Origin of the sequence: Streptomyces sp. NBC_00289, assembly GCF_041435115.1 — a bacterium.
In the GTDB taxonomy this organism is placed as follows: domain Bacteria; phylum Actinomycetota; class Actinomycetes; order Streptomycetales; family Streptomycetaceae; genus Streptomyces.
This window is the reverse complement of sequence record NZ_CP108046.1, coordinates 2,422,075-2,434,514: the sequence shown is the minus strand read 5'-3', so window position 1 is coordinate 2,434,514 and position 12,440 is coordinate 2,422,075. Positions and strand designations below refer to the sequence as shown.

10 protein-coding genes are annotated in these 12,440 nt (G+C 71.6%); 2 read left to right on the top strand and 8 right to left on the bottom strand.

The window, feature by feature from the left end; genetic code table 11:
• Positions 1 to 4: 4 nt before the first annotated feature.
• Together OG985_RS11475 and OG985_RS11470 are read right to left on the bottom strand one after the other, a co-directional pair.
• Entirely contained in the window at positions 5 to 1,345 is a 1,341-nt protein-coding gene (locus OG985_RS11475; RefSeq protein ID WP_371668187.1) for an MFS transporter, read from the bottom strand.
• A gap of 234 nt (positions 1,346 to 1,579) precedes the next feature.
• The gene (locus tag OG985_RS11470) at positions 1,580 to 2,245 is read right to left on the bottom strand and encodes a TetR/AcrR family transcriptional regulator (RefSeq protein ID WP_371668186.1); all 666 of its coding nucleotides are present in this window, start codon (positions 2,243 to 2,245) and stop codon (positions 1,580 to 1,582) included.
• Positions 2,246 to 2,412: 167 nt separating this feature from the next.
• Between OG985_RS11470 and OG985_RS11465 the strand changes: the two genes are divergently transcribed.
• Positions 2,413 to 3,297 carry a shikimate dehydrogenase gene (locus tag OG985_RS11465; protein ID WP_371668185.1) on the top strand — a complete coding sequence of 295 codons (885 nt, stop codon included), beginning with the start codon at positions 2,413 to 2,415 and terminating at the stop codon, positions 3,295 to 3,297.
• Between the two features lie 100 nt (positions 3,298 to 3,397).
• A complete protein-coding gene (locus tag OG985_RS11460; protein ID WP_371668184.1) occupies positions 3,398 to 5,194 on the top strand; it encodes a bifunctional sugar phosphate isomerase/epimerase/4-hydroxyphenylpyruvate dioxygenase family protein in 1,797 nt (598 codons plus the stop codon).
• Here the strand turns inward: OG985_RS11460 and OG985_RS11455 are convergent.
• The 6 genes from OG985_RS11455 to zwf all read right to left on the bottom strand — a co-directional run bounded on the left by OG985_RS11455 (position 5,181) and on the right by zwf (position 12,439).
• The gene (locus OG985_RS11455; protein WP_371668183.1) at positions 5,181 to 6,647 is read right to left on the bottom strand and encodes a membrane-associated oxidoreductase; all 1,467 of its coding nucleotides are present in this window, start codon (positions 6,645 to 6,647) and stop codon (positions 5,181 to 5,183) included. The two genes, OG985_RS11460 and OG985_RS11455, sit on opposite strands and share 14 nt — an antisense overlap.
• Before the next feature lie 169 nt (positions 6,648 to 6,816).
• Positions 6,817 to 7,404, bottom strand: coding sequence for a histidine phosphatase family protein (locus tag OG985_RS11450; protein ID WP_371668182.1), 588 nt, complete (start codon positions 7,402 to 7,404; stop codon positions 6,817 to 6,819).
• Positions 7,405 to 7,410: 6 nt separating this feature from the next.
• Positions 7,411 to 8,292, bottom strand: a complete 882-nt coding sequence (gene gnd, locus OG985_RS11445) for a phosphogluconate dehydrogenase (NAD(+)-dependent, decarboxylating) (protein ID WP_371674338.1) — start codon at positions 8,290 to 8,292, stop codon at positions 7,411 to 7,413.
• Between the two features lie 10 nt (positions 8,293 to 8,302).
• Positions 8,303 to 9,955 (bottom strand): glucose-6-phosphate isomerase, encoded by a 1,653-nt coding sequence (pgi, locus tag OG985_RS11440; protein ID WP_371668181.1) that lies wholly within the window; start codon positions 9,953 to 9,955, stop codon positions 8,303 to 8,305.
• Entirely contained in the window at positions 9,948 to 10,883 is a 936-nt protein-coding gene (opcA, locus tag OG985_RS11435) for a glucose-6-phosphate dehydrogenase assembly protein OpcA (protein WP_371668180.1), read from the bottom strand. Before opcA ends, pgi begins: the two co-directional genes overlap by 8 nt.
• A complete protein-coding gene (gene zwf, locus OG985_RS11430) occupies positions 10,880 to 12,439 on the bottom strand; it encodes a glucose-6-phosphate dehydrogenase (protein ID WP_371674337.1) in 1,560 nt (519 codons plus the stop codon). The genes opcA and zwf overlap by 4 nt, the downstream gene beginning before the upstream one ends.
• Between the last annotated feature and the right edge of the window lies 1 nt (position 12,440).

Genomic DNA, 12,440 nt, shown 5'->3' with positions numbered 1-12,440 from the left:
ACGTTCAGGCCGTCACGGTCTCGGGCTGGGACGCCTCCGGGCGGGAGGGTTCGCCGAGTCGCTCGGTCGGGACGCCGTGGGTCTCGCGGGCTGACAGGACGGCGATGACCGGCGGGACGCACAGGGCCGCGGTGAACAGGGCGACCGAGGACCAGTCGTCACCGTCGGGGCCGGCGATCTGCGCGGCGAAGGTGACCGCGAAACCGGCCACGGCGAAGCCGATCTGGGTGCCGATCGCCATACCGGACAGCCGGACACGGGTGGAGAACATCTCGCCGTAGAAGGAGGGCCAGACGCCGTTCGCCGCGCTGTAGACCACGCCGAAGGTGACGATGCCCAGCACCATGATGAGCGGGTAGGAGCCCGTGGAGATCGCCCACAGGTAGAGGAACATGGTCACCGCGCTGCCGGCGGCGCCGGCCAGGTACACCGGACGCCGGCCGATGCGGTCCGACAGGGTGGCCCACAGGGGGATGGCGGCCAGCGCGACCAGGTTGGCGAGCGCGCTCACCCACAACATGGAGGAGCGGCTCATCCCGACGGAGTCGCTCGTCGCGTACGCCAGTGCCCACACCGTGAAGATGGTGCTCACCGAGGCGATCAGCGCGCCCGCGACCACCCGCAGCACGTCCGCCCAGTGCTCCCGCATCAGCACCACCAGCGGCAGTTTCACCACCCCTTCCGAGGCCGCCTGCCGGGCAAAGGCCGGCGTCTCCTCCAGCTTGCGGCGGATGACGTAGCCGACCACGGCGACCGCGACGCTCAGCCAGAACGGCAGCCGCCAGCCCCAGGACAGCAACTGGTCCTCGGGGAGCGCGGCGACGGGGATGAACACCAGGGTGGCGAGGAGCTGGCCGCCCTGGGTGCCGCTCAACGTGAAGCTGGTGAAGAAGCCGCGCCGGTGCGGCGGGGCGTGTTCCAGCGTCATGGAGTTGGCGCTGGCCTGCTCACCCGCCGCCGAGATGCCCTGGAGGACCCGGCACAGGACGAGCAGGACGGGGGCGAGGCCGCCGACCTGGGCGCGGGTGGGCAGGCAGCCGATCAGGAACGTCGACACACCCATCAGGATCAGCGTGAAGACCATGACGTTCTTGCGGCCGGCCCGGTCGCCGAAGTGGCCGAGGAAGAGCGCGCCGACCGGCCGGGCGGCGTAGGCGACACCGAACGTGGCCAGCGACAGCAGGGTCGCGGTGGCCGGGTCGGACTCGTCGAAGAAGACCTTCGGGAAGATCAGCGCGGCCGCGCTGCCGTAGATGAAGAAGTCGTAGTACTCCAGCGCGCTGCCGATCCAGGCGGCCGTGGCCGCTTTGGCCGGCTGGCCGGGAGGTGCGTCGGGGACGGACACGGCGTGCTCCTTCGGGGGGACTCCAGCGGAGGGAGTGAGCGGCGGGGGAGTGGTGCCGGGGCCCTGGGGTGACGGGCCGGCCCTGCCGGGTGCGCGGCCCTTGTCGGTCCGTCCGCGCCCTTCGGCTAATTAACCCACTGGGTAGTTAGTAGCGGTTGGCTACGGATGTTGCGCTCAGGTTTCCCGGGTGTCAAGGGGTCACGCCGAAGGATCTCCCGGCGCCGGTGTACGCCCTCAGTCCGCCGAACGGTCCGCCGTCAGATAGGCGATGACCATGTCGCCGAGCATCGTGCGGTAGTGCTCCCGCTGGGCCGGGGCGACCAGGTCGCGGCCGAACAGGGCGCCGAAGGTGTGCCGGTTGGCGACCCGGAAGAAGCAGAAGGAGCTGATCATCGCGTGCAGGTCCACGGCGTCCACGTCGGCCGTGAACAGGCCCGACGCCCGTCCCGAGTCCAGGATGCGGCCGATCACGTCGAGGGCCGGCGAGCCGATCCTGCCGAGCTTCTCGGAGGCCGCGATGTGCTCGGCCCCGTGGATGTTCTCGATGCTCACCAGGCGGATGAAGTCCGGGTGCCGCTCGTGGTGGTCGAAGGTCAGCTCCGCCAGTCGCCGGATCGCCGCGACCGGATCCAGGTGCTCGACGTCCAGTCCCTGTTCGGCCTCCCGGATGACGCCGTACGCCCGTTCCAGGACGGCCGTGAACAGCTGCTCCTTGCCGCCGAAGTAGTAGTAGATCATCCGCTTCGTGGTGCGGGTGCGGGCGGCGATCTCGTCGACCCGGGCGCCGTCGTAGCCGGCCCGCGCGAACTCCTGCGTCGCCACGTCGAGGATCTCGGCCTGGGTGCGGGCGGCGTCACGGATGCGCCCGTTCGGTCGTGCCGGCTCTTCGACGCTGGTCATCGGGTTCCTTCGGGCGAGGGGCGGCGGAACGGGTGGTTCGTTCGCGTGCCGGTGATTCTAGAAGGCTCCCCGCGTCCCGTACCGGGCGAGGGCTTCCCAAGCGCACGATCCGGCTGCTATGACTAACTCACCAGTTCGTACATTAGCCACCGCTCAGGAGGTCCGCCGTGGCCAAGGACTCGTATCTCGTCGGACTGATCGGTTCCGGCATCGGTCCCTCGCTCAGCCCGGCGCTGCACGAGCGGGAGGCCGACCGGCAGGGCCTGCGCTATCTGTACCGGCTCATCGACATCGACGCCCTCGGTGTCCCGCCCGAGGCGGTGGGCGACCTCGTGCGCGCCGCCCGTGACCTCGGCTTCGACGGGCTCAACATCACCCACCCCTGCAAGCAGCACGTCCTCGGGCACCTGGACGCGCTCGCCCCGCAGGCCGAGGCCCTGGGCGCGGTCAACACCGTCGTCTTCGAGGGCGGCCGCGCCGTCGGCCACAACACCGACGTCACCGGATTCGCCGCCTCTTTCGCGCGCGGGCTGCCCGACGTACCGCTGGAGCGGGTCGTGCAGCTCGGCGCGGGCGGTGCGGGAGCCGCCGTCGCGCACGCCACGCTCACCCTCGGCGCCGAGCGCGTCACCGTCGTCGACGCGCTGCCCGAGCGGGCCGCGGACCTCGCCGCCTCGCTGAACCGGCACTTCGGTCCGGGCCGGGCGGCCGCCGCCGGCCCGGCCAGCCTGGCGGACCTGCTCGCGCGGGCCGACGGGATCGGCGGCCTCGTCCACGCGACCCCCACCGGCATGGCCGCCCACCCCGGCCTGCCCCTGTCCCCCGGACTGCTGCACCCCGGGCTGTGGGTCGCCGAGGTGGTCTACCGCCCGCTGGAGACCGAACTGTTGCGCACCGCCCGCGCCCTCGGCTGCGCCACGCTCGACGGCGCCGGCATGGCCGTCTTCCAGGCCGTCGACGCGTTCCGCCTGTTCACCGGCCGGGAACCCGACAGCGCCCGCATGCTCACGGACATCGCGGAACTCGCGGGCGCCGTGGGGGCACCGAAGTAGGCGACGCGGTACAGACCCGCGGCGGACCGAAACGAACCCCCAGCAGACCCGCAGCAAATCGAAACAGACCGCAGCAGACCCGAGGCAGGAAGGCACCGCCGTGCGTACGTCCATCGCCACCGTCTCCCTCAGCGGATCCCTCACCGAGAAGCTCACGGCCGCCTCCCGGGCCGGCTTCGACGGTGTCGAGATCTTCGAGAACGACCTGCTCGCCAGCCCCCTGGGCCCCGAGGAGATCCGTGCCCGCTGCGCCGACCTCGGCCTGCGCGTCGACCTCTACCAGCCGATGCGCGACATCGAGGCCGTGCCCGCGCCCGAGTTCGCCCGCAACCTGCGCCGGGCCCGCCACAAGTTCGAGCTGATGCGCAGGCTCGGCGCCGACACCGTGCTCGTCTGCTCCAGCGTCTCCCCGCTCGCCGAGGACGACGACGCCCTCGCGGCCGAGCAGTTGAGCCGGCTGGCCGACCTGGCCCAGGACCACGGCATCCGTGTCGCCTACGAGGCGCTCGCCTGGGGCAGGCACGTCAGCACGTACGAGCACGCCTGGCACATCGTCGAGACGGCGGACCACCCGGCGCTCGGCACCTGCCTGGACAGCTTCCACATCCTCTCCCGCGGCGGTGACCCCAAGGGCATCGAGGACATCCCGGGCGAGAAGATCTTCTTCCTCCAGCTCGCCGACGCCCCGCTGCTCGCGATGGACGTCCTGCAGTGGAGCCGCCACTACCGCTGCTTCCCCGGCCAGGGCGGATTCGACGTCGCCGGGCTCGTCCGGCACGTGTTGCGCACCGGATACGACGGCCCGCTCTCCCTGGAGGTCTTCAACGACGTCTTCCGCCAGGCCGAGGCCGGGCCGACGGCCGTGGACGCCCGCCGCTCCCTCCTGCTCCTCCAGGAGACGGTGGGCCTGGCCGCGCTGCCCGCCCCCGTCGTCCCCACCGGCGTCGCCTTCGCCGAACTGGTCACCCCCGACGCCGAACCGGTCACGGCCGTCCTGGGCGCGCTCGGCTTCGCCCGCACCGCACGCCACCGCGGCAAACCGGTGGACCTGTGGCAGCGGGGCGAGGCCCGTGTCCTGGTCAACACCGCGGGGGCGGCACGCAAGGACGGCACCCGACTCGCCGCCATCGGCCTGGAGTCACCGGACCCGGCCGCCGCCGCCCGCCGCGCCGAGGCCCTGCTCGCGCCCGTCCTGCCCCGCCGGCGCGCCCCCGGGGACACCCCGCTGGACGCCGTGGCGGCGCCCGACGGCACGGAACTGTTCCTCTGCGCCACGGACCGTCCCGGACTCCCCAGCTGGCGGGCGGACTTCGAGACCGTGGAGTCCGCGCAGGACACCGCCGACGGTTTCCGCGTCGACCACCTCGCCCTCACCCAGCCCTGGCACCACTTCGACGAGGCGACCCTCTTCCACCGCAGCGTGCTCGGCCTGCGTCCGCAGCAGAGCGTGGACGTCGCCGACCCCTACGGCCTGCTGCGCAGCCGCGCCGTCACCAACGCCGACGGCAGCGTCCGCATCGCGCTCACCGTCGGCGCGGCACCCACCGACGACCGCGTCCACGCCCAGCACCTCGCGCTGGCCACCGACGACGTGGTCACCGCGGCCCGCCGCTTCCGCGAGGCCGGCGGCAGCCTGCTGCCCATCCCCGCGAACTACTACGACGACCTGGCCGCCCGACATGACCTGACCGACGCCGAGCTGGAGACGTACCGCGACCTCGGCATCCTCTACGACCAGGACGCGCACGGCGCCTTCCGGCACTGCTACACCCGCACCGTCGGCCGGGTCTTCTTCGAACTCCTCCAGCGCGACGGCGGCTACCGCGGCTACGGCGCCCCGAACGCGCCGGTGCGACTGGCGGCCCAGCACACCGGGCGGGGACTCACTGGCGGCTGACCGTCCGGGTCACACCGGTGAAGACGGTCGTGGCCAGGATCCAGCCGGCGACGACCAGGGCGTAGGACAGCGTCTGGTACCAGCCGTCCGGGGCGTAGGCGCCCTCCTGGCCGAAGGAGATCACCGGCAGCAGCAGGTCGAGCGTGTAGAACACCGGGTCGAAGTGCGGGGCCTCGGACGCCTTGAGCGGCCGGGGGTGGTGCAGGGAGTAGGCGACCGAGCCGATCGCGAGCAGCGACAGCAGCCAGCCACCGGCCCGCAGCGGGCGGAAGCCGTAGCCGACGGTGGCGTCCTGGAGGTGACCCCACGCGCGGCCGTACCAGGGGAGCGTGGTGCGCTGGCGGCGCTGCTTGGCGAGCTGCACGAGCCGGGCGGCACGGTCGTCGCCGATACGGCGGTAGGCGGCGGTCAGCTGTTCGTAGGCCTGCGGAACATAGCCGTCGCTGTCGCGTTCCAGCATCGGCAGGCGGCGGTCGGCGGGTTCGTGCAGGGCCAGGGAGGTGTAGGTGAGGCCGCCCAGCTGCACCTGGTCCGGCAGTGTCTCCGGCTCCAGGAACAGGACGTCCAGCTGCGCGCGGCGCAGATTCAGGCCGCCCTCCACGGGGCCGCCGCGGCGCAGCCACAGCTCCCCGATCGTGGCGCTGCTCGCCCGTAGCGCCGAGCTGCCGGGGTGGGACAGCCGGGAGTACGACAGGTCGAGGCGGCCGGCGACCCGGGCGCCCCGCAGACCGATCCAGCCGCGCACCTCCGCGTGCCGGATCAGGAGGTCGCCTTCCACACCGAGCGTCTCCGCGTCGAGGGCGGCGCCTCCGGGATTGCCGAGCCGCGCGTCGTTCAGGTTCACCGATCCGGTGACGGTGGCGCCGTTGAGCCGGATCTGCCCCCGGGTCCGCAGCCCGGGTGCCCACAGGTCGGCGCCGACCGACACCTGGTTGAGCTGGAGGACCGGCTCCGTGGCGTCCTCGGGCGCGTCGACGTGGGCGCTCTCCATGTACAGGCTGCCGGTGATCTGGGTGCCGCCGAGCCGCACGGGCCCCCGGAACCGGGAGCGCGTCATGCGCAGGACGCCGTCCACCCGCATGGCCTGCGCGGTCAGTCCGGGCAGGGCGGACTCGCTCAGATTGAGTTCGCGCAGCCGGCCCGCGTGGAACCGGGGGATCTCGTCGAAGTAGCTGTGCCTCAGCCGGACGGGGTGGTCGATCGTCGCGTACTGCAGGTCGAGCATGCCGGTGATACGGGCGCCCGCCACGCGCAGCGAGGCTATCTCGCCGTCCTGCTGCGGGCCGTTGAGGAGCAGACTTCGCAACACGGCTGCCCGGACCGTCCGTTCGGGCCCCCATCCGCCGCCGTTCGCCGCGTCCTCGTCGGTGCCCTCGCGGAAGTCGACGTCGGCGCCGGTGGTGAACGCCCGCCACACCCGCTCCTCCGCCGGCGTCAGGTCATTGATCTCCATCAGCCGGGACTCTGTCCCGCCCGACCGTCGGCTGTCAACCGGTGGGGAAACGGCCCGGGTTGACGTGAGCAGCGCGCCCATGCCTGCCTCGCGCCGATCCCCGCCGGCAGTCGACCGGCAGCGAAACGGCCCGGGCGCCGACAGTGCCCGGGCCGTTTCGCCCGCCGGTCTACGGCCTGGTGTTCCACTCCGCGATCACCGGGCGGTCGTGCTCGGTCGACAGTCGTCCGACCGTGCCGGTCGCGAGCTGGAACAGGCGCCCGTCGGCGGGTGCGAGGCCCAGGCGTCGCGCCGTCAGGACGCGCAGGAAGTGGCCGTGGGCCACGAGGATCACGTCGCCGTCGGGCAGCGCCGCGTCCACTCGGGCGAGCACCCGGTCGGCGCGCAGCCCCACCTGCTCGGGCGACTCGCCGGGGTGCCCGTCCCGGCCGGGCGGCACCCCGTCGGTCCACAGGTACCAGTCGGGGCGGGTGCGGTGTATGTCGACGGTGGTGACGCCCTCGTAGCCGCCGTAGTCCCATTCGTGCAGGTCGGGGTCGGGTACGGCCCCGGTCAGGCCCGCCAGTTCGGCGGTGCGGATCGCGCGGTCCAGCGGGCTGGTCAGCGCGAGGGCGTAGGTCCGCGGCGAGAGGAGCGGAGCGAGGGACTTGGCCTGTTCCTCGCCGTGCTGGGTGAGGGGCAGGTCGGTCCGGCTGGTGTGCCGGCCCGACACGCTCCACTCCGTCTCACCGTGGCGGACCAGGAGAAGGTCCCCCACGGCGTGCTACTCCTTCACGGACTCGACGGCGTGGCCGCCGAACTGGTTGCGCAGCGCCGCGACCATCTTCATCTGCGGCGAGTCCTCCTGGCGGGACGCGAACCGGGCGAAGAGGGAGGCCGTGATCGCCGGGAGCGGCACGGAGTTGTCGATGGCCGCCTCCACGGTCCAGCGGCCCTCGCCGGAGTCCTCGGCGAAGCCGCGCAGCTTCGTCAGGTGCTCGTCCTGGTCGAGGGCGTTGACGGCCAGGTCGAGCAGCCAGGAGCGGATGACCGTGCCGTCCTGCCAGGAGCGGAAGACCTCACGTACGTCGGTCACGGAGTCCACGGACTCCAGCAGCTCCCAGCCCTCCGCGTAGGCCTGCATCATGGCGTACTCGATGCCGTTGTGGACCATCTTGGAGAAGTGCCCGGCGCCGACCTTGCCCGCGTGGACGTAGCCGTAGGGCCCTTCCGGCTTGAGCGCCTCGAAGATCGGCTGGAGCCGGTCCACGTGCTTCTTGTCGCCGCCGACCATCAGCGCGTAGCCGTTCTGCAGGCCCCACACGCCGCCGGAGACGCCCGCGTCGACGAAGCCGATGCCCTTGGCGCCCAGCTCCTCGGCGTGCTTCTCGTCGTCGCTCCAGCGGGAGTTGCCGCCGTCGACGACGGTGTCGCCGGCCTCCAGCAGACCGCCGAGCTCGTCGACGACCGACTGGGTGGCGGCGCCGGCCGGCACCATCACCCACACCGTGCGCGGGGCCTGGAGCTTCTCGACCAGTTCGGGCAGACCGCTCACGTCGGAGAGCTCGGGGTTGCGGTCGTAGCCGATGACGGTGTGGCCGGCGTGGCGGAGGCGCTCGCGCATGTTGCCGCCCATCTTGCCGAGGCCGATGAGACCAAGCTGCATCGTTGTCATGTCAGTTCACTTCCCGAGTGTTGCGGAGAGTCCGGTAGGCGGCCACGAGGGCGGTGGTGGAGGGGTCGAGACCGGGGACGTCGGCGCCCTCGGTCAGGGCGGGTTCCACGCGCCTGGCGAGGACCTTGCCGAGCTCGACACCCCACTGGTCGAAGGAGTCGATGTTCCAGACCGCGCCCTGGACGAACACCTTGTGCTCGTACAGGGCGACCAGCTGGCCGAGGACCGACGGGGTCAGCTCCGCGGCCAGGATCGTGGTGGAGGGCTTGTTGCCCTTGAAGGTGCGGTGCGGCACCTGCTCCTCGGCCACGCCCTCCGCCCGCACCTCGTCGGCGGTCTTGCCGAAGGCCAGCGCCTGTCCCTGGGCGAACAGGTTGGCCATCAACAGGTCGTGCTGTGCCTTGAGTTCGTCGCTCAGCTCGGCGACCGGCCGCGCGAAGCCGATGAAGTCCGCCGGGATCAGCTTCGTGCCCTGGTGCAGGAGCTGGTAGTAGGCGTGCTGCCCGTTGGTGCCGGGCGTGCCCCACACCACCGGGCCGGTCTGCCACTCCACCGGGTCCCCGTCACGGTCGACGGACTTGCCGTTGGACTCCATGTCCAGCTGCTGGAGGTAGGCGGTGAACCTGGACAGGTAGTGGCTGTAGGGGAGCACGGCGTGCGACTGGGCGTCGAAGAAGTTGCCGTACCAGATGCCCAACAGGCCGAGGATCACCGGGGCGTTGGCCTCGGCGGGTGCCGTCCGGAAGTGCTCGTCGACGATGCGGAACCCGTCGAGCATCTCCCGGAACCGGTCCGGGCCGATCGCGATCATCAGTGACAGGCCGATGGCCGAGTCGAAGGAGTAGCGGCCGCCGACCCAGTCCCAGAACTCGAACATGTTGTCCGGGTCGATGCCGAAACCGGTGACCTTCTCCTCGTTCGTCGACAGGGCGACGAAGTGCCGGGCGACCGCCTTCTCGTCGCCGAGGGCGTCGAGCAGCCAGGAGCGGGCGGAGGTCGCGTTGGTGATCGTCTCGATGGTGGTGAAGGTCTTGGACGCGACGATGAACAGGGTCTCCGCCGGGTCGAGGTCACGGACGGCCTCGTGCAGGTCGGCGCCGTCCACGTTCGAGACGAACCGGAACGTCAGCTCCCGTGCCGTGAAGGCGCGGAGCGCCTCGTACGCCATCGCCGGGCCCAGGTCGGAGCCGCCGATGCCGATGTTCACGACGTTCTTGATGCGCTTGCCGGTGTGGCCCGTCCACTCGCCCGAGCGGACCCGGGAGGAGAAGTCGCTCATCTTGTCCAGCACGGCGTGGACCCGGGGCACGACGTTCTCGCCGTCCACCTCGATCACGGCGTCGGCGGGGGCCCGCAGCGCGGTGTGCAGCACGGCCCGCCGCTCGGTGACGTTGATCCGCTCGCCGCGGAACATGGCGTCCCGCAGCCCGAACACGTCGGTGGCGGCGGCCAGTTCCTGGAGCAGCGCGAGGGTCTCGTCGGTGATCAGGTGCTTGGAGTAGTCGAGGCGCAGGTCACCGACGCGCACCACATACCGCTCGGCGCGCCCGGGATCGGCCGCGAACAGCTCCCGCAGATGCGTCTGCCACTGGGCGCGGTGGTCCTCCAGTGCGGCCCACTCCGGCCGTCGGGTCAGCTTGGGGGAGTCAGACATGAGCAGGTGTCTCCTTGGTTCCCTCACCGCGCAGGGCGATGGCGTACATCTCGTCCGCGTCGAGGCGCCTGAGCTCCTCGGCGATGAGTTCGGAGGTGGTGCGGACCTTCAGCGCGAGGGTGCGCGAGGGCTGGCCCGGCAGGGACAGCGTGGCCAGCGGGCCCTCGGGGCGGTCGATGACGACGTCGCCGCCCGCCGTGCCCAGCCGTACGGCCGTGACGACGGGCCCCGCGGTGACGACCCGGTCGACCGTGACCCCGAGGCGGGCCTCCAGCCAGCGGGCGAGCAGCTCGGCGCTCGGGTTGTCGGCCTCGCTCTCCACGGCCGCCGAGGTGATCTTCGCGCGGGCCTGGTCCAGGGCGGCGGCCAGCATCGAGCGCCAGGGGGTGAGCCGGGTCCAGGCCAGGTCGGTGTCGCCGGGCGCGTAGGAGGCGACCCGGGCGTCGAGTGCCGTGAGCGGGCGCTCGACGGCGTACATGTCGGTGATCCTGCGCTGCGCGAGGGCGCCGAGCGGGTCCTTGGCGGGCACCTTGGGCGCGTCCACCGGCCACCACACGACGACCGGCGCGTCCGGCAGCAGCAGCGGCAGGACGACGGAGTCGGCGTGCTCGGACACCTCGCCGTAGGTCCGCAGCACCACCGTCTCGCCGGTGCCGGCGTCGGCGCCCACCCTGACCTCGGCGTCCAGCCGGGAGGCGGTGCGGTCACGCGGGGTGCGGGCGTGCCGCTTGATGACGACCAGGGTGCGCGAGGGGTGCTCGTGCGAGGCCTCCTCGGCGGCCCGGATCGAGTCGTAGGCGTTCTCCTCGTCCGTGACGATGACCATCGTCAGGACCATGCCCACAGCGGGTGTCCCGATGGCGCGGCGTCCCTGCACCAACGCCTTGTTGATCTTGCTTGCCGTGGTGTCGGTCAGGTCGATCTTCATGGCCTGCGCCAGCTCCGTCCGTCTCGTGCGAGCATCTCGTCGGCTTCCTCGGGTCCCCAGGTGCCCGAGGGGTACTGCGCGGGCCTGCCGTGCCGCGCCCAGTACTCCTCGATCGGGTCGAGAATCTTCCAGGACTCTTCCACTTCCTGGTGGCGGGGGAACAGGTTGGCGTCGCCGAGCAGCACGTCCAGGATGAGGCGTTCGTACGCCTCCGGGCTGGACTCCGTGAAGGACTCGCCGTAGGCGAAGTCCATGGACACGTCCCGGATCTCCATCGAGGTGCCCGGCACCTTCGAGCCGAACCGGACCGTCATGCCCTCGTCGGGCTGGACGCGGATGACGATCGCGTTCTGGCCGAGCTCCTCCGTGGCGGTGGAGTCGAAGGGGGAGTGGGGGGCCCGCTTGAAGACGACCGCGATCTCGGTGACCCGGCGGCCCAGGCGCTTGCCGGTACGGAGGTAGAAGGGGATGCCCGCCCAGCGGCGGTTGTCCACCTCCAGCTTGATCGCCGCGTACGTGTCGGTCTTCGAGCCGGGGTTGATGCCCTCCTCCTGGAGGTACCCGACCACCTTCTCGCCGCCCTGCCAGCCCTCCGCGTACTGGCCGAGCACGGTGTGCTCACCCAGCTTCTCCGGCAGCCGCACGGACTTGAGGACCTTGAGCTTCTCGGTGAGCAGCGAGTCGGCGTCGAAGGCGATGGGCTCCTCCATCGCGGTGAGCGCCATCAGCTGCAGCAGGTGGTTCTGGATCACGTCACGGGCGGCGCCGATGCCGTCGTAGTACCCGGCCCGGCCGCCGATGCCGATGTCCTCGGCCATCGTGATCTGGATGTGGTCGACGTACGACCGGTTCCACACCGGCTCGTACATCTGGTTCGCGAAGCGCAGCGCCAGCAGGTTCTGGACGGTCTCCTTGCCGAGGTAGTGGTCGATGCGGAAGACCTGGTCCGGCTCGAACACGCCGTGCACCAGCGCGTTGAGTTCGCGGGCGCTGCGCAGGTCGTGCCCGAAGGGCTTCTCGATCACCGCGCGGCGCCAGGAGCCCTCCGGCGCGTCCGCCAGACCGTGCTTCTTGAGCTGACGCACGACCTTGGGGAAGAACTTCGGCGGTACGGAGAGGTAGAAGGCGTAGTTGCCGGCGGTGCCGCGGGAGCTGTCGAGCTCGTCCACGGCCGCGCGCAGCTGCTTGAACGCCGTGTCGTCGTCGAAGTCGCCCGGGATGAACCGCATGCCCTCGGCGAGCTGCTGCCACACCTCCTCGCGGAACTCGGTGCGGGCGTGCTCGCGCACCGCTTCGTGCACCACCTCGGCGAAGTCCTGGTCCTCCCAGTCCCGGCGGGCGAAGCCGACCAGGGAGAAGCCCGGCGGCAGCAGCCCGCGGTTGGCCAGGTCGTACACGGCCGGCATGAGCTTCTTGCGGGACAGGTCGCCGGTGACGCCGAAGATGACCAGGCCGGAGGGGCCGGCGATCTTGGGCAGGCGGCGGTCCCGCGGATCGCGCAGTGGGTTGGCCCATTCGGCGGGCTCGGTGGCGGGCAGAGCCGTCACGGCCTCCATC

Bases quoted from the DNA above. Each gene is read 5' to 3' on its own strand.
- OG985_RS11470 (WP_371668186.1), bottom strand. From the start codon at position 2,245: ATGACCAGCGTCGAAGAGCCGGCACGACCGAACGGGCGCATCCGTGAC.
- OG985_RS11455 (WP_371668183.1), bottom strand. From the start codon at position 6,647: ATGGAGATCAATGACCTGACGCCGGCGGAGGAGCGGGTGTGGCGGGCG.
- gnd (WP_371674338.1), bottom strand. From the start codon at position 8,292: ATGCAGCTTGGTCTCATCGGCCTCGGCAAGATGGGCGGCAACATGCGC.
- pgi (WP_371668181.1), bottom strand. From the start codon at position 9,955: ATGTCTGACTCCCCCAAGCTGACCCGACGGCCGGAGTGGGCCGCACTG.
- opcA (WP_371668180.1), bottom strand. From the start codon at position 10,883: ATGAAGATCGACCTGACCGACACCACGGCAAGCAAGATCAACAAGGCG.
- zwf (WP_371674337.1), bottom strand. From the start codon at position 12,439: ATGGAGGCCGTGACGGCTCTGCCCGCCACCGAGCCCGCCGAATGGGCC.